This window comes from Klebsiella sp. MISC125 (genome assembly GCF_051131775.1).
Taxonomy (GTDB): Bacteria; Pseudomonadota; Gammaproteobacteria; order Enterobacterales; family Enterobacteriaceae; genus Klebsiella.
On sequence record NZ_CP180448.1, the window covers coordinates 1,554,510 to 1,571,815 of the forward strand.

A 17,306-nucleotide genomic window follows, 5' to 3' on the forward strand; every position below is an offset into this window, starting at 1 on the left:
CGTCTGTTCTCCGTAATAAGAACAGCATGACGGTGTGTTCGAGTCTCTCAAATTTTCGCAATCATGAAGTGTTTTACGAAACATCTTCGGGTTGTGAGGTTAAGCGACTAAGCGTACACGGTGGATGCCCTGGCAGTCAGAGGCGATGAAGGACGTGCTAATCTGCGATAAGCGTCGGTAAGGTGATATGAACCGTTATAACCGACGATTTCCGAATGGGGAAACCCAGTGTGATTCGTCACACTATCGTTAAGTGAATACATAGCTTAACGAAGCGAACCGGGGGAACTGAAACATCTAAGTACCCCGAGGAAAAGAAATCAACCGAGATTCCCCCAGTAGCGGCGAGCGAACGGGGAGGAGCCCAGAGTCTGAATCAGTTTGTGTGTTAGTGGAAGCGTCTGGAAAGTCGCAGGGTACAGGGTGATACTCCCGTACACAAAAGCACACAGGCTGTGAACTCGAAGAGTAGGGCGGGACACGTGGTATCCTGTCTGAATATGGGGGGACCATCCTCCAAGGCTAAATACTCCTGACTGACCGATAGTGAACCAGTACCGTGAGGGAAAGGCGAAAAGAACCCCGGCGAGGGGAGTGAAACAGAACCTGAAACCGTGTACGTACAAGCAGTAGGAGCCCACTTGTTGGGTGACTGCGTACCTTTTGTATAATGGGTCAGCGACTTATATTCTGTAGCAAGGTTAACCGTATAGGGGAGCCGCAGGGAAACCGAGTCTTAACTGGGCGTTAAGTTGCAGGGTATAGACCCGAAACCCGGTGATCTAGCCATGGGCAGGTTGAAGGTTGGGTAACACTAACTGGAGGACCGAACCGACTAATGTTGAAAAATTAGCGGATGACTTGTGGCTGGGGGTGAAAGGCCAATCAAACCGGGAGATAGCTGGTTCTCCCCGAAAGCTATTTAGGTAGCGCCTCGTGAACTCATCTTCGGGGGTAGAGCACTGTTTCGGCTAGGGGGTCATCCCGACTTACCAACCCGATGCAAACTACGAATACCGAAGAATGTTATCACGGGAGACACACGGCGGGTGCTAACGTCCGTCGTGAAGAGGGAAACAACCCAGACCGCCAGCTAAGGTCCCAAAGTCATGGTTAAGTGGGAAACGATGTGGGAAGGCACAGACAGCCAGGATGTTGGCTTAGAAGCAGCCATCATTTAAAGAAAGCGTAATAGCTCACTGGTCGAGTCGGCCTGCGCGGAAGATGTAACGGGGCTAAACCATGCACCGAAGCTGCGGCAGCGACACTATGTGTTGTTGGGTAGGGGAGCGTTCTGTAAGCCGTTGAAGGTGGCCTGTGAGGGTTGCTGGAGGTATCAGAAGTGCGAATGCTGACATAAGTAACGATAAAGCGGGTGAAAAGCCCGCTCGCCGGAAGACCAAGGGTTCCTGTCCAACGTTAATCGGGGCAGGGTGAGTCGACCCCTAAGGCGAGGCCGAAAGGCGTAGTCGATGGGAAACAGGTTAATATTCCTGTACTCGGTGTTACTGCGAAGGGGGGACGGAGAAGGCTATGTTAGCCGGGCGACGGTTGTCCCGGTTTAAGCATGTAGGCGGATGTTCCAGGTAAATCCGGAACGTTATTCAACGCTGAGGTGTGATGACGAGGCACTACGGTGCTGAAGTAACAAATGCCCTGCTTCCAGGAAAAGCCTCTAAGCATCAGGTAACATCAAATCGTACCCCAAACCGACACAGGTGGTCAGGTAGAGAATACCAAGGCGCTTGAGAGAACTCGGGTGAAGGAACTAGGCAAAATGGTGCCGTAACTTCGGGAGAAGGCACGCTGATGGTAGGTGAAGTGACTTGCTCACGGAGCTGAAATCAGTCGAAGATACCAGCTGGCTGCAACTGTTTATTAAAAACACAGCACTGTGCAAACACGAAAGTGGACGTATACGGTGTGACGCCTGCCCGGTGCCGGAAGGTTAATTGATGGGGTTATCCTCGCGGAGAAGCTCTTGATCGAAGCCCCGGTAAACGGCGGCCGTAACTATAACGGTCCTAAGGTAGCGAAATTCCTTGTCGGGTAAGTTCCGACCTGCACGAATGGCGTAATGATGGCCAGGCTGTCTCCACCCGAGACTCAGTGAAATTGAACTCGCTGTGAAGATGCAGTGTACCCGCGGCAAGACGGAAAGACCCCGTGAACCTTTACTATAGCTTGACACTGAACACTGGTCCTTGATGTGTAGGATAGGTGGGAGGCTTTGAAGTGTGGACGCCAGTCTGCATGGAGCCATCCTTGAAATACCACCCTTTAATGGCTGGTGTTCTAACGTGGACCCGTAATCCGGGTTGCGGACAGTGTCTGGTGGGTAGTTTGACTGGGGCGGTCTCCTCCTAAAGAGTAACGGAGGAGCACGAAGGTTAGCTAATCCTGGTCGGACATCAGGAGGTTAGTGCAATGGCATAAGCTAGCTTGACTGCGAGCGTGACGGCGCGAGCAGGTGCGAAAGCAGGTCATAGTGATCCGGTGGTTCTGAATGGAAGGGCCATCGCTCAACGGATAAAAGGTACTCCGGGGATAACAGGCTGATACCGCCCAAGAGTTCATATCGACGGCGGTGTTTGGCACCTCGATGTCGGCTCATCACATCCTGGGGCTGAAGTAGGTCCCAAGGGTATGGCTGTTCGCCATTTAAAGTGGTACGCGAGCTGGGTTTAGAACGTCGTGAGACAGTTCGGTCCCTATCTGCCGTGGGCGCTGGAGAATTGAGGGGGCTGCTCCTAGTACGAGAGGACCGGAGTGGACGCATCACTGGTGTTCGGGTTGTCATGCCAATGGCATTGCCCGGTAGCTAAATGCGGAAGAGATAAGTGCTGAAAGCATCTAAGCACGAAACTTGCCCCGAGATGAGTTCTCCCTGACTCCTTGAGAGTCCTGAAGGAACGTTGAAGACGACGACGTTGATAGGCCGGGTGTGTAAGCGTAGCGATACGTTGAGCTAACCGGTACTAATGAACCGTGAGGCTTAACCTTACAACGCCGAAGATGTTTTGGCGGATTTGAGAGAATTTCAGCTTGATACAGATTAAACAGAATTTGCCTGGCGGCGACAGCGCGGTGGTCCCACCTGACCCCATGCCGAACTCAGAAGTGAAACGCCGTAGCGCCGATGGTAGTGTGGGGTCTCCCCATGTGAGAGTAGGGAACTGCCAGGCATTAATTAAGTGAAGAGCCCATCCTGACGGATGGGCTTTTTGCGTTTTTGCTGTATAAGAAATCGATCTCAACGGCAGTATTTACATTCCTCTTTTGCAACATTAAAACCTGCTCAGCTTTACTCGCCGCCATATTTCACTTTTTCCTTGCCTACGTTCTGGCGTTAATTTTGAAAAAATACTTCACCGGAAAAGTGTGACTATAATCACATATAAAATAATAACAATTATATAACATTTTATTCACTAATTGATTTGCCGGAGTGCTGTGACACGCTCGACAAGGCAGATTGCCGTCTTTGCTGGAGCAGAATTATAATGACAGAAGGTAGCATTAATGCACGTGGTTCACTTGAACAAGGGGATACACGGCGTCGTATATGGGCAATAGTAGGTGCATCTTCAGGGAACCTGGTCGAATGGTTTGATTTTTATGTCTACTCATTCTGCTCACTTTATTTTGCGCACATCTTCTTCCCCTCTGGAAACACAACAACTCAATTGTTACAAACGGCAGGTGTGTTTGCTGCCGGTTTTCTGATGCGTCCGATAGGAGGATGGTTGTTTGGCCGCATTGCCGATCGCCGTGGACGTAAAACCTCCATGCTTATTTCAGTTTGTATGATGTGTTTTGGTTCACTGGTGATCGCCTGTTTGCCTGGCTATGCAACGATAGGCACATGGGCACCGGCGTTGCTGTTGCTGGCTCGTTTATTCCAGGGGCTTTCTGTTGGGGGGGAATATGGCACTAGTGCAACTTATATGAGTGAGGTCGCTATTGAGGGAAAGAAAGGCTTCTATGCCTCATTTCAATATGTCACTCTGATTGGTGGCCAACTACTGGCAGTACTTGTCGTTGTTGCTTTGCAGCAGATACTGAGTGATGAGGACCTTCATGCCTGGGGATGGCGTATACCTTTTGCCCTCGGTGCGGTGCTGGCCATCGTGGCCCTGTGGCTTCGTCGTCAACTGGATGAAACCTCAAAGCAGGAAAATCGTGCGTTAAAAGAGGCGGGATCGTTTAAAGGGTTATGGCGTAACCGCAAGGCTTTTATGATGGTGCTGGGTTTCACCGCTGCCGGCTCGCTGAGTTTTTATACCTTTACAACCTATATGCAGAAGTATCTAGTGAATACGGCGGGCATGACGGCCAACACTGCCAGTATGATTATGACCGCTGCGTTATTCGTATATATGCTGGTTCAGCCCCTTTTTGGTGCACTTTCAGATAAAATTGGCCGCCGTAGTTCGATGCTTTGTTTTGGTGTGCTGGTAACAATCTTCACTGTACCTATTTTGAATGCACTGCAAAATGTGAGTTCGCCGTATGCGGCATTTGCCCTGGTAATATGTGCACTGCTCATCATTAGTTTCTATACCTCAATCAGCGGGATTCTGAAGGCAGAAATGTTTCCGGCTCAGGTGCGCGCGTTAGGGGTAGGGTTATCTTATGCAGTTGCCAACGCGCTGTTTGGCGGCTCGGCGGAATATGTCGCCCTGTCACTAAAGTCGGCCGGGATCGAGCACGCTTTTTACTGGTATGTCACTGTGATGGGGGTTATTGCTCTCTTGGTTTCTCTGGCATTACACCGTAAAGGTAAGGGCCTGCGTTTATAGGCTATTGGTGTGCTAACTGCCATACGGCGAAGCCCGTAGTCGCACCAGCCACATCCCAGGCGAAATCTTTCCAACTCCAGCCGCTTCCTGCGGGACGGCTGTCCCACAACTCTTTAGATGCACCTAAACTCACGGAAAACATAAAACCGATAGCGGCACTACGATCGCGGCTATAGCCCTGGTGCTGGGCATATTCATTACCTGCTGCAGAGAGCATTGCTGAGGCGAGGAAATGCTGTGCTTTATCCTGGCCTTTCCAGGAGTCATTAGCCATATGACTACAACCGGTTAGCAATAATAGCAGAGCGATAATCACGATAATGCGCATATAAAATCCACAAAAAGCCCCACATATAGTGGGGCGGAAATTCAAAGGATACGGCTAATAAGACGGTCGATTCGGATACGTCTCAAGCGTCGAATTAGCTTGCGAACTTTTACCGGGTAATCAGCAATGCTTTGCAAATCACGATAGTGTTGGACGATTGTCGTATGCTTGCGAATGAGATTAAGCTCTTTTTCACGCATTGCGCCAAGTTGATGTTTCGGATCGTGGATAAGAATGGCATTTTCCAGATCAAGTCGCCATGCGCGAGGGTTCAGGTTATTTCCCGTCAGCAACATCCATTCGTCATCAACCCACATGCCTTTCAGGTGGTAGCTGTTATCGTCATCTTTCCATAAACGGACAATCAGTTGGTCAGTGTTGACATAATACTGCAGCCGACTCAGGAAGCGACGCAGATTAATTTCATAGAGATAGGGAAGTGCGCCGATGATTTTAAACGGCTGATCTTCTGGGATATAGAAATCGTTGGCCGTTTTATCGCCGACAATAATTTCAACTTTCTTTCCGCTACGTAGTAGCTGAATGATATTACGCACTAGTAGAGCGGGTAGGTTGAAATAAGGTGTGCAGATGGTCAACTTGTGCTCTGCACAGGGCATCAAATGGAAGATAGTTTTATTCAGCAGGCTTGATTTGCCTAAGCCAACCAGTGGTGTTACTGATAACTGATCTTCATCGGCGTCGCCGAGAAAATGGTAGCTGCTATCGCGAAGTTCCTGGCGATACTGACGGATATCATTTTTGATTTCCGGACTTTTCGGTCGATCGGCTTTGTCCAGGCGATTAACCCCACGACCTTGCACCAGGTTATTCTCAACCCAATCGAACATAACATCGGCCATTTTACCGTTGCGAATGCACTGGTAGCGGTCATAGCGATACTTATCGTGTTGATGCAGGTAAACATCATTCAGACTCGCGCCGCTGTAGAGAACGCAATCATCAACGATAAAACCTTTGAAATGGAGAACGCCGAGTGCCTCCCGGGTATTTACCGGAACGCCATAAACCGGAATATCGACGCCGGGATTTTCCTGCGCCATACGGCAATACCAATCGGCATTGGTGTTTGAGGCAGCGGCACCTATACGACCACGCTGGGCTCGATGCCAGTCGACCAGTACCCGAACATCTAATTCTGGACGCTGACGTTTAGCGTCATACAGTGCCTGCAAAATTCCTTTGCCGCCATCATCCTGTTCCAGATAGAGCGCAATAATGCAAATACGCTGAGTGGCTTGAGCTATCTTTGCCAGTAACGCTTGCCGAAAATCTGCGGGAGCGTAAAAGAACTCGATATCATCAACTGACTGAGAAAGCTTAGGGAGTTGGGCAAGGTGTTGTTGATGTTTATTACGTTTAAATTTTGACAACATCACAGTGCGTTTCTTCTCTGTTTATTGAAGGGTCTTCTGTACCATGCAGACGACGTAAGCGGGCAATAATACCATTACTACCCGTTAAAGTAGTCAACAATTGCGCTCACCCGTTTATGATTGCGCTGGTGCAAGTTGTAGAGACAAACTGACAATTCCATCTTCCAACTGGATATCAACCGTGAATCCCAGCTTTCTGGCGAGGCCGATCATGCCTTTATTGTTAGGCATTGTGATGCCGTTAAGTCGTTGCAGACCGTGGCTTTGCGTATAAACAATTAATTTTTCTAGTAGCCTACGGCCTAAACCCAGACCTTTCAGGTCAGAGCGTACCAGCACGGCAAACTCGGCATCGATATTATCCGGGTCGGAGATCGCGCGAGTTACCCCGAGGATCTCATTTCCCTCTGCCGTTGCACGCACGGCAACAAAAGCCATTTCTCGATCGTAGTCGATCTGCGTCATATTGGCTAAATCGTCATGCGTAAATTCATTGATTTCGCTGAAGTAACGATAGTAAAGATCTTCCTTAGTAACCTGCCCGATAAAGGCCAGCAACTGCGGCTCATCTTCTGGAAGAATGGGGCGAAACAGGCAACGTTCGCCATTTTTCATTACCACCCACTCTTCCTGCTGTTGCGGATAGGGACGCACAGCCAGGCGACTTTCGCTATCGCCGGTAAAAGGGGCAAGACTTAACGTGACATCAAGCGCAGTAAACTCGTGACCGGAAGCGAGTAAAGGATGGATGTCCAGGCGCTGAATCTCCGGGCAGTCGACAATTAAATTAGATACCTGTACCAGCAATTGACTCAGGCCAGGAATGTCTAATGGTCGTAGCGCGCTGCGACCGCGCATTTTTTTACTCTTGATTGCCTGAATGACCAGATAGCGCGCCAGGTTCATATTCAACGGCGGTAGCGCGACGGCAGCCTGATCTTCTGCACGCCACTCGACGCCGCCTTCACCCAGCATGATCAGTGGCCCGAAGACCGGATCGTGCTCTACTACCACTCGAAGCTCCTGTGCCCCGGCGCGGTTGGCCATACTTTGTACCAGCAGTCCGTGAATACGCGCCTGCGGCCAGGTCATTTTCACGCGATCGATAATGGCATCCGCCGCCTGCTGTACTTCGATGGCAGTACGTAGATAAAGCATAACCCCCTGAACTTCTGACTTATGGGGGATATCCGGCGAGCGTAGCTTCAGCGCCACCGGATAACCAATCTGCTCGGCGATATGTACTGCTTCGGCACTATCTGCAGCAATCCATGTCGGCAGAGTATGGATGCCATAAGCGCGCAGAACGGGGCTTACTTCATGGGTATCCAGCGATGTAGCGCCTTCATTGATTGCGCGCTGCAGCAAGTCTCGGGCTTCAGCTGTGTTGGTGGTTAACGAGTCTGAGAGGACCGGTGTTTCACGGAGCTGTTTTTGGTTACGTCTGTATTCCACCATGTGCATAAAGGCGGTAATAGTGCCCTCGGGAGTCCGATAAGTCGGTAGACCCGCATCGCTAAACAGACGCCGTGCTTCTTGAGAAGAGAATTCACCACACCAGTTGGTGAGAACGGTAACGTACTTACCGCGTGGGTGGCGTTTCAGGGCATCAATTAGCGCCAGTGCGCTTTCCGTTCCCGGTGCGGCGGCGCTTGGGGCATGAATCACCAACAGAGCGTCGTAGTCATGACTATCCAACAGTACGTTCAAGGCTTTGAGGTAATGCTCGCTACTGGCGTCATCGCGGAGGTCCAGCGGGTTGGCGATACCGATGCCAGCAGGTAATGCCTGGCGCAGTTTGTCGCTGGTCTCTTCGCTGAGAGCAGCAAGTTTGCCATTTCGCAGCCAGAGCTCATCCAGCGCCAACGCAGCAGGAGCTGCTCCGTTGCTGATAATCATCAGTTTCTCGCCGCGCAGTGGACGCATATGGCTGAGGGTTTCGACAGCGGAGAACAGCTCATGAGTGTCCTGTACCCGCAATAAACCCGCACGCTGAATGGCAGCATCCCACGCAGGATCCATTCCTGAATTAACGTGCAGCAGTTTCTGCGCCGCCGGACTACGCCCGCTTTTAATCACCAGGATAGGTTTATTACGCGAGGCGCTACGCGCCGCTGAAACAAAACGGCGGGCATCACTAATATGCTCAAGATAGAGCAGAATGGCGCTAGTCTTGCTATCGCGAGCAAGAAAGTCGAGTAAATCATCGACGTCGATATCCAGGCTGTCACCCAGTGCTATAAAGTAAGAAAAACCCATCTCTCGCTGCTGCGCCCAGTCGAGGATAGTGTTAGAGACCGCTGCTGACTGGGAAATAAACGCCAGTTTACCGCGATGAATTGGAACCGGAGAAAAGCTGGCATTAAGCCCCTGCCATGGCGCAAGCAGGCCGAGACTGTTTGGCCCGAGCAGGCGCATTTGATAGCGGGCGGCACACTTAAGCAGCGCAGGGTATTGGTCGGGTATTGAAGACAGAATGATGCAGGTTTTACACCCTTTTTGCCCCAAAGCTTCCAGCAACTCAAGGTTTCTCCGGGCATTAGTGCACAGTACAGCAAGATCGGGCGTAAAGGGCAGACTGTCGATAGTCGGCCAGGCCAGCACGCCCTGAACCGCTTTCCACGCTGGCGTCACAGGAAGAACGGGGCCATTAAACCCGCCAGCCAGCAGGTTGCGCATCATCAGATAACCGGCGCGCTGCGGTTTCATTGATGCGCCAATAACGGCGATCGATTTTGGCCGCAGTAATGCTTCCAGGCCTCGTTGGCTCATACCGGTCTCCTTAAATCTCCAGTGACCGAATGATTTTAAACGTTTTCTGTCGGGTGTGCTGTGATGCTGCCCTTATGCTGCGTTTTTCCTGCCAGATAGCGTGCTTTGAACAAGCTAAAGTGATCGCCAAGCGCCGCAGCCGCGGGTTTATCTCCCGCGAGATCCAGCAACGCAATCGCCACTTCGGCAGTGCAGTATTGCCCTTGCGCATGGGCTTCCCGCAGGTGGTAAGCAGAGATGCGGGACAGGTCGACGGAAATAACCGGCAGTGCATCAAGCCAGGGGCTTTTACGGAACATTTTTCGCGCTTCGGGCCAGGTTCCATCGAGCATAATAAATAGCGGCGGTTTGCCCACAGGCGGTGCATCAAGTACCTGACGTTCGGTGCCGGCATAAGACGCAGGAAAAACCACCATTGGCTGATAATGAGGGTCGGCAACTAAATCGAGCAATGCCTGTGGTGGTTCAGTACGGGACCACTGGAACGCTTCGGTATCCGGGAGGGTATCGGCAATAAGGCGCCCGGTATTGCTGGGCTTCATCGGCTCGGTATCGAACATTACCAGACAAAAACGACTGGAAGCGGCAACCGGGTTGAGGGTCTCGCAAAGGCACTGTTTCAACGGTAGCAGGCAACGCTGGCAGCGGTGAATACGGTTGCCGCGAGCAAGGAAAGGCCGGGTGGCGCGAGCGAGGCGTTCGGCGCGAAGGCGAAGGACGGCGTTATCAGTCATGGAGATCGCTAAGAAAAAACGCCATTGTCGCAGAGGTGAAAACGGGGCACAAGCGGTGCCCCGTCAGGTTTACTGCTGGCCGGCTTCGTTTAGCCAGCTATCGAAAGGCGCTTTAGGGACGGCACCGTTCAGCATGTCGATGACTTCGCCATTTTTAAACATCATAATGGTCGGGATGCTACGAATGCGAAAGCGGGCGCTGAGTTCCCGTTCCATTTCGGTATTCACTTTCACGAAACGCATTTCGCCACTGCGTTCTTCAGCCACATCTTCAAAGATCGGCGCGAAGTTCCGGCAGGGGCCGCACCACGGCGCCCAGAAATCGACAACGACGGGGAGATCGTCCTTCAGTAGTTTATCCAGCGTTGCCCCGGTCGCGTTGATTACGTCGCCGTCAAAAAGATCGTGACCGCAGCGTCCGCATTTCGCGCCATCGGCGCTACGATCGTCGGGGATGCGGTTCAGAGCCTGACAACTGGCACAAACGGTATTCATAACTAACCTCTGGTTATGGGTTGCAGCGCGGCACGTGGCCGATTTGTTTCTGTAATGTTACATATTATCGATGAGTAGCTATTAAAGGACAATGTGTTTTGTTCGATGAATACGATAGACCCAGGCTTTTAAATGAAATAATGGCTAAGTGGTGACACATCGGGTAATCTGCGCGCTTCGCGCAGCGCAGGTGGAGAAAATTGATGAGCGACGAACTGAAAAATAAAAGCGGCAAGGTCAAAGTGATGTATGTCCGCAGTGATGATGATTCTGAGAAACGCACCCAAAACCCGCGTACCGGGAAAGGGGGAGGTCGTCCAGGAAAATCACGCGTTGACGGCCGCAACCGCCCTGCGCGCGATGAAAGAAGTAACCGCGGTGGTGACCGTAAACGTGACGATCGCAAGCGTGATGATTTCGGTGGTGAAGGCTCCTCTCCGTGGCGTACCGTGTCTCGTGCGCCTGGAGAAGAAACTCCGGTAAAAGCCGATCACGGTGGGATCAGCGGTAAAAGCTTTATCGATCCGGAAGTGCTGCGTCGTCAGCGTGCGGAAGAGACCCGCGTTTATGGTGAAAATGCCTGCCAGGCCTTATTCCAGAGCCGTCCGGATGCCATTGTGCGTGCCTGGTTTATCCAGAGCGTAACGCCTCGCTTTAAAGAAGCTCTTCGCTGGATGGCGGCAAATCGCAAAGCCTATCACGTTGTTGATGAAGCTGAACTGGCTAAAGCTTCAGGTACTGACCATCATGGCGGCGTTTGCTTCCTGATTAAAAAGCGTCATGGCACATCGGTTGAACAGTGGGTTGCTAAAGCGGATGCTGAAGATTGTGTTCTGGCGCTGGAAGATGTGGGTAATCCCCATAACCTCGGCGCGATCATGCGTAGCTGCGCGCATTTCGGCGTTAAAGGCGTTGTTGTGCAGGATGCCGGAGTACTGGAGTCAGGTGCCGCAATCCGTACAGCAGAAGGTGGCGCAGAGCACGTTGAGCCGATCACTGGCGACAGCTTCATTGATACGCTCGAGAGATTCCGTAGCGCGGGTTACGCTATTGTTTCTACTTCCAGCCATAATGGTACTCCACTGTTTAAAGCCGAGCTGCCGAAGAAAATGGTGCTGGTGTTAGGGCAAGAGAGTGATGGTCTGTCCGATGCGGCGATCTCCAGTGCCGATCTGAATGTGGCTATCGAAGGGACAGGTAATGTGGAGAGCCTGAACGTTTCCGTTGCTACCGGCGTATTGCTGGCAGAGTGGTGGCGTCAGAATAAGGCTTGATACCTTAATTCAAAGTAAAAAATGCCAGCATAGCTGTAATGCTAATGCTGGCATTTTTTTGTCCTGATTCTGAGTGATGACTAGTCCGTAGATTCATACGGACGGTCATTTACTCGCTTTCAGTCGGTAGCACCGGTACCCAGTCAATCGGTGCTTCACCGCGTTCGGCCAGCCACTGATTGGCCTGGACAAAATGGTTGCTGCCAAAGAACCCGCGATGGGCGGAAAGCGGTGATGGATGCGGCGCTTTCAGTACACAATGGCGCTGACGATCGATAATCGCCCCTTTCTTTTGCGCATGAGACCCCCACAGCAGGAACACCACACCTTCCCGATGCTGGTTGATCAATGAAATCACTTTATCGGTAAAGGTTTCCCATCCGAGGCTGGCGTGAGAGTGTGCTTGCCCCGCACGTACCGTTAATACGGTATTGAGCAGCAGCACGCCCTGACGCGCCCAGCTTTCGAGATAACCGTGAGTCGGGCGCTGAAATCCAGGTATCGTCCCTTCCAGTTCCTTGTACATATTAAGCAGTGATGGTGGTGTCGCAATTCCTGGTAGAACAGAGAAGGCAAGGCCGTGAGCCTGCCCGGGTCCGTGGTAGGGATCCTGGCCCAGGATCACCACTTTGACATCGCTTAATTCGGTGTAACGAAACGCATTAAAGACATCTTTTTGCGGTGGGTAGATGGTGATGCCAGATTGGCGTTCTTCAGCAACGGTTTTCAGGGTGTTAACAAACCAGGGTTGCTGCTTCTCTTCTGCCAGTACATCGTGCCAGGTTAATGGGGTGGTCATTTTGCTCTCCTGCAAAGTGTCATCGCCATAGCTTAACTGCATCTTTCTACAACACAAAATTTGCGCCACGCGATTGACGTTCTTCATGCAAAAAAAATTGAAATTTTACAAATTTATTTAGTGTTGGATGTGGCGTAACTTGATGTAAAACAATAATATCCACTCATACCCACTTTCACTGAGTGGTTTTTGTTGATTTAAATCAATGAATGCCGGGTGCCCGGCTGTTATATATACACTCATACAACAATGGTTTTACCAATTGGCCGCGAAGGCCAATAATCGAATAAACACTGCCTGGGAGGCATCAAATGATTACTGGTATCCAAATTACTAAAGCTGCAAACGACGACCTGCTGAACTCTTTCTGGCTGCTGGATAGCGAAAAAGGCGAAGCACGCTGCCTGTGCGCCAAAGCCGGTTATGCTGAAGATGACGTGGTTGCGGTAAGCAAACTGGGCGAGATCGAATACCGTGAAATTCCGGTAGACGTGAAACCGGAAGTTCGCGTTGAGGGTGGTCAGCACCTGAACGTAAACGTACTGCGTCGCGAAACGTTGATGGATGCGGTTGAACATCCGGAAAAATATCCGCAGCTGACTATTCGCGTATCTGGTTACGCGGTACGTTTTAACTCTCTGACTCCGGAACAGCAGCGCGATGTTATCGCCCGTACTTTTACCGAAAGCCTGTAAGATTAAGTTTTGATGTGAAAACGCCGGGATATCCCGGCGTTTTTTTTACTTTTCGTTTGGCTGCTGTGGCGTATCGCTCCCGCTTGCCTTGCGACGCTTACCAATGTTCTTGGTATCACGGTGACGTTTCTTCACGCGCGGCTTCTCTTTATCTTTCTCTTTTTTCTCTGCACGCTTCGCTAATACTTTCTTAGACGGCTTACCAGTCTGCTTCTCGCTCGGTGCGCGAGTCGTTGGGCGCAACTCATCGATGACTCGGGCTTTTAACGGCTCTTCAATATAACGGCCAATTTTGCCCAACAGCAGGTGGTCATGAGCCTCAACCAGAGAAATGGCGACGCCTTTTTTCCCTGCGCGACCCGTTCGACCAATGCGGTGTAGATAGGTGTCGGCGGTACGCGGCATGTCGAAGTTGATTACGTGACTCACATCCGGAATATCGATACCACGTGCAGCGACGTCAGTCGCAATCAGCACATTCATACGACCGTCTGTCATTCGTTTAATTGCTTCGTTGCGCTTCGCCTGAACCATCTCACCTTCAAGCCAGCAGGTATTGATACCCGCTTCACGCAGCCAACCCGCCAGTTCATGAACACGCTCGCGTTTACGCACAAAGACGATAGAACGTGTGGCATCTGGTTGCTTCAGTAAATTGACGAGCAGCGCGGTTTTGTGTTTGATGTCATCAGCACGGTAGTACCACTGATGAATTTTCTTACGCTCGCGAGTGGAAGGGGTGGCTGAGACTTCAACCGGATCTTCCAGCAGACGTTCAGCAAAGTCCTTAATCGCGTCGCCTTCAAGAGTTGCGGAAAACAGCATGGTCTGCTTACGCCAGCGAGTTTCACCAGCTATGTGTTCAATATCCTGGGCGAAGCCCATGTCGACCATGCGATCTGCTTCATCAAGAATCAGAGTTTCAACGGCGCGGCAGTCGAAGTTTTCTTCTTTAATGTATTGCAGCAGGCGTCCGGTGGTCGCAACCACGATATCCTGGTTTTCACTGAACACTTCCGCGTGGTTCATATACGCTACGCCGCCGGTGATAGTGGCGATATCCAGATGAGTATGTTTTGCCAGTTCACGCGCATGGTCAGCAACCTGCATCGCCAGCTCGCGAGTCGGCGTCAAGATGAGAATGCGCGGTGGACCGGACTTCTTGCGTGGAAAATCGAGCAGGTGCTGCAACGCTGGCAGCAAATACGCCGCTGTTTTACCGGTGCCGGTCGGGGCTGAACCGAGAATGTCACGGCCATCAAGCGCAGGCGGAATAGCGGCGGCCTGAATGGCTGTCGGGCGTGTGAAACCTTTATCCTGGAGCGCTTCCAGTAGGTTTTCGTCGAGTTCAAGTTCGGAAAAAGTCGTTACAGTCATGATCTACCTCTGAGTGGACCGCCGATTATAGACGTTACGGACGCAATGTTCATCTGTTTGTAAGGCTATCTGTTCTCCGGTATTGTGCATAGCCTTAAGCCCAGGAGTTTTTTGCCCGCAAGGTTATCGAGGATGTCTCAGTCGAAGTTTGCGCTGCCGCGCAATGGTTTTACATTTAAACAATTTTTTATCGCCCACGATCGCTGTGCGATGAAGGTGGGCACTGACGGCATTTTACTTGGCGCATGGGCTCCGATAGCGCAGGTTAAGCACGTACTGGATATCGGTACTGGCAGCGGCCTGCTTGCGCTAATGATAGCGCAGCGAACCGTGGAAGCGGTCACTGTTGACGCTGTTGAACTGGACGAAGATGCGGCAGAACAGGCGCGGGAAAACGCTGAAGAATCCCCGTGGTCCGGACGTATCCAGATCCACCAGGCTGATATTCAGCAATGGCAGTCGCCGCAAACCCGACGCTACGAACTGATTGTCAGCAATCCGCCTTTTTTTGCTGAAGGTGTCCCCTGCGCGACCTCGCAGCGTGAGCAGGCCCGCTATACCACCACGCTCGATCATACAACGCTGTTAACCTGTGCCGCTGAATCCATTACGGAAGAGGGATTTTTTTGCGTTGTGTTGCCGGTTGATATCGGCAATGCATTTGTTCAGCGGGCGCAGAACATGGGTTGGCATCTACGTTTACGTACCGACGTGGCGGAAACGGAAATGCGTCCACCGCATCGGGTTCTGTTGGCTTTTTCGCCGACAGCGGGTGAGTGCTTTAGCGACAGGTTGGTTATCCGCGGGCCAGAGCAGCAGTATTCCGAAGGATTTACCGCTCTGACCGAGGATTTCTATCTTTTTATGTGAACCAGTGGCGACAGCACTGACGGCCCGCTAGTCGGCAACTGTTCCGGATAGTCCAGCGTATAGTGCAGACCACGGCTCTCTTTACGTAGCATGGCGCAGCGCACAATCAACTCGGCAACCAGGACCAGGTTGCGCAGCTCCAGCAAATTATTGGAGACGCGGAAGCGGGTGTAATATTCGTCCAGTTCCTGCTGCAGCATAGTAATGCGTCTCAGGGCGCGCTCAAGTCGGCGGGTGGTGCGCACAATGCCAACATAATCCCACATTAATAAGCGCAGTTCATGCCAGTTATGTTGGATAACAACAAGTTCGTCGGGGATTTCGACCTGGCTTTCGTCCCATAAAGGAAGTTCATTGACTCTCTGCGCGAAAGGCATGCGCTTAACGATATCTTCGGCTGCGGACCAACCGTAAACAAGACACTCCAGCAGCGAGTTTGAAGCCATGCGGTTAGCGCCATGTAATCCGGTATAGCTGACTTCGCCGATGGCATACAGGCCGTCGACATCAGTACGTCCGTTATCGTCAACCATCACACCGCCGCAGGTATAGTGAGCAGCCGGAACAATAGGCACCGGCTCTTTTGTCAGATCGATTCCCAGACCCAGTAACTTCTCGTAAATCATCGGGAAATGGTGGCGAATAAATTCTGCGGGTTTATGGCTGATGTCGAGATACATGCAGTCGACGCCAAGGCGCTTCATTTCATGGTCGATGGCTCGGGCAACCACATCGCGGGGGGCCAGTTCACCGCGTTCGTCAAAGTCCGGCATAAATCGTGTGCCGTCCGGGCGCTTCAACAGTGCGCCTTCACCGCGCAAGGCTTCTGTCAGCAGGAAATTGCGTGCTTGCGGATGGTATAAGGCGGTGGGGTGAAACTGATTGAACTCAAGGTTGGCGACACGGCAACCTGCACGCCAGGCCATGGCGATCCCATCACCAGAAGAGACGTCTGGATTTGTCGTATATTGGTATACCTTAGCCGCGCCTCCGGTAGCCAGTACCACCGCTTTTGCGCTACAAGTTTCAACCGTTTCTTTATTTCGATTCCAGACCCAGGCTCCTACTACGCGACGCGTTCCCGGCAGGCCGATTTTATCTGAGATAATCAGGTCAACGGCGTTGCTGCGTTCCAGCACGCGGATGTTGGGATGAGAAAGCGCTTTGCTGACCAGCGTTGTCTCTACGGCTTTACCCGTCGCGTCGGCTGAGTGGAGAATTCGGCGGTGGCTATGCCCCCCTTCTCGGGTCAAGTGATAGCTTTCAGCCCCGTTAGCCTGAACCTGAGTATCAAACAGGACGCCCTGATCAATAAGCCACTGAACGCAGGGTTTAGCGTTGCTGGCGACAAAAGAAACGGCATGGCGATCGCAAAGGCCGGCTCCGGCAACCAACGTATCTTCTACATGGGATTCAATGCTGTCGGTTTCATCGAAGACGGCGGCGATCCCGCCTTGAGCATAGAAAGTTGACCCTTCACTGATAGGGCCTTTGCTCAGTACCGTGACTGTGCAGTGTTCCGCCAGCCGCAAAGCAAGGGACAATCCGGCAGCACCGCTGCCAACAATCAGTACATCACAAGAGGAATCAGAAGTTGTTTTCATGAGCTTTGTTTAATTTACTAAACAGGATTGCAGCACAATAGCACCAGCCTGCGCTGAATCGTACATTTTTTTTACTCAATGTTGTGGCGGCTAAACATAACGCTTTGATGGGGTGGGCTGTAAATGTAAGAAAAGTTTTGCGAAGCAACTCGTTAGCTT

12 protein-coding genes and 2 rRNA genes are annotated in these 17,306 nt (G+C 51.6%); 6 read left to right on the forward strand and 8 right to left on the reverse strand.

The window, feature by feature from the left end; translation table 11 throughout:
* The first annotated feature begins 97 nt into the window (after window positions 1-97).
* From ACMYSL_RS07470 to ACMYSL_RS07480, 3 genes are all read left to right on the forward strand, one after another.
* Window positions 98-3,003: ribosomal RNA gene (locus ACMYSL_RS07470) — 23S ribosomal RNA — on the forward strand.
* Between the two features lie 66 nt (window positions 3,004-3,069).
* Window positions 3,070-3,185, forward strand: a 5S ribosomal RNA gene (gene rrf / locus ACMYSL_RS07475).
* Between the two features lie 318 nt (window positions 3,186-3,503).
* A complete protein-coding gene (locus tag ACMYSL_RS07480) occupies window positions 3,504-4,802 on the forward strand; it encodes an MFS transporter (RefSeq protein WP_182240469.1) in 1,299 nt (432 codons plus the stop codon).
* Between the two features lies 1 nt (window position 4,803).
* On the opposite strand, the gene ACMYSL_RS07485 is transcribed toward ACMYSL_RS07480, so the two are convergent.
* The 5 genes from ACMYSL_RS07485 to trxC all read right to left on the reverse strand — a co-directional run bounded on the left by ACMYSL_RS07485 (window position 4,804) and on the right by trxC (window position 10,528).
* A complete protein-coding gene (locus tag ACMYSL_RS07485) occupies window positions 4,804-5,130 on the reverse strand; it encodes a YfiM family lipoprotein (protein WP_181485281.1) in 327 nt (108 codons plus the stop codon).
* Between the two features lie 41 nt (window positions 5,131-5,171).
* Window positions 5,172-6,527: a CDP-diacylglycerol--serine O-phosphatidyltransferase gene (gene pssA, locus ACMYSL_RS07490; RefSeq protein WP_304261093.1), complete on the reverse strand. Its 1,356-nt coding sequence runs from the start codon at window positions 6,525-6,527 to the stop codon at window positions 5,172-5,174.
* A gap of 114 nt (window positions 6,528-6,641) precedes the next feature.
* Window positions 6,642-9,299: a bifunctional acetate--CoA ligase family protein/GNAT family N-acetyltransferase gene (locus tag ACMYSL_RS07495; protein ID WP_434662028.1), complete on the reverse strand. Its 2,658-nt coding sequence runs from the start codon at window positions 9,297-9,299 to the stop codon at window positions 6,642-6,644.
* 35 nt (window positions 9,300-9,334) lie between these two features.
* A complete protein-coding gene (locus ACMYSL_RS07500; protein WP_182207629.1) occupies window positions 9,335-10,033 on the reverse strand; it encodes a tRNA-uridine aminocarboxypropyltransferase in 699 nt (232 codons plus the stop codon).
* 69 nt (window positions 10,034-10,102) lie between these two features.
* Window positions 10,103-10,528, reverse strand: coding sequence for a thioredoxin TrxC (gene trxC, locus ACMYSL_RS07505; RefSeq protein WP_004104599.1), 426 nt, complete (start codon window positions 10,526-10,528; stop codon window positions 10,103-10,105).
* A gap of 203 nt (window positions 10,529-10,731) precedes the next feature.
* Between trxC and ACMYSL_RS07510 the strand changes: the two genes are divergently transcribed.
* Complete coding sequence (locus ACMYSL_RS07510; protein ID WP_434662031.1) at window positions 10,732-11,802, forward strand: tRNA/rRNA methyltransferase; 1,071 nt, start codon at window positions 10,732-10,734, stop codon at window positions 11,800-11,802.
* Window positions 11,803-11,911: 109 nt separating this feature from the next.
* Here the strand turns inward: ACMYSL_RS07510 and ung are convergent, their stop codons facing one another.
* The gene (gene ung, locus ACMYSL_RS07515; RefSeq protein WP_182207627.1) at window positions 11,912-12,601 is read right to left on the reverse strand and encodes a uracil-DNA glycosylase; all 690 of its coding nucleotides are present in this window, start codon (window positions 12,599-12,601) and stop codon (window positions 11,912-11,914) included.
* Between the two features lie 311 nt (window positions 12,602-12,912).
* On the opposite strand from ung, the gene grcA reads away from it, so the two are divergent.
* A complete protein-coding gene (grcA, locus tag ACMYSL_RS07520) occupies window positions 12,913-13,296 on the forward strand; it encodes an autonomous glycyl radical cofactor GrcA (protein ID WP_110272046.1) in 384 nt (127 codons plus the stop codon).
* A gap of 45 nt (window positions 13,297-13,341) precedes the next feature.
* Here the strand turns inward: grcA and srmB are convergent, their stop codons facing one another.
* Window positions 13,342-14,673: an ATP-dependent RNA helicase SrmB gene (gene srmB / locus ACMYSL_RS07525; RefSeq protein WP_181485286.1), complete on the reverse strand. Its 1,332-nt coding sequence runs from the start codon at window positions 14,671-14,673 to the stop codon at window positions 13,342-13,344.
* Between the two features lie 132 nt (window positions 14,674-14,805).
* Here srmB and trmN point away from each other — a divergent pair, with 132 nt between their 5' ends.
* Complete coding sequence (gene trmN, locus ACMYSL_RS07530) at window positions 14,806-15,543, forward strand: tRNA(1)(Val) (adenine(37)-N(6))-methyltransferase TrmN (RefSeq protein ID WP_434662034.1); 738 nt, start codon at window positions 14,806-14,808, stop codon at window positions 15,541-15,543.
* On the opposite strand, the gene nadB is transcribed toward trmN, so the two are convergent.
* On the reverse strand, window positions 15,528-17,147 hold the full coding sequence (gene nadB / locus ACMYSL_RS07535; protein ID WP_434662036.1) for an L-aspartate oxidase: 1,620 nt from the start codon (window positions 17,145-17,147) through the stop codon (window positions 15,528-15,530). The two genes, trmN and nadB, sit on opposite strands and share 16 nt — an antisense overlap.
* Window positions 17,148-17,306: the final 159 nt, after the last annotated feature.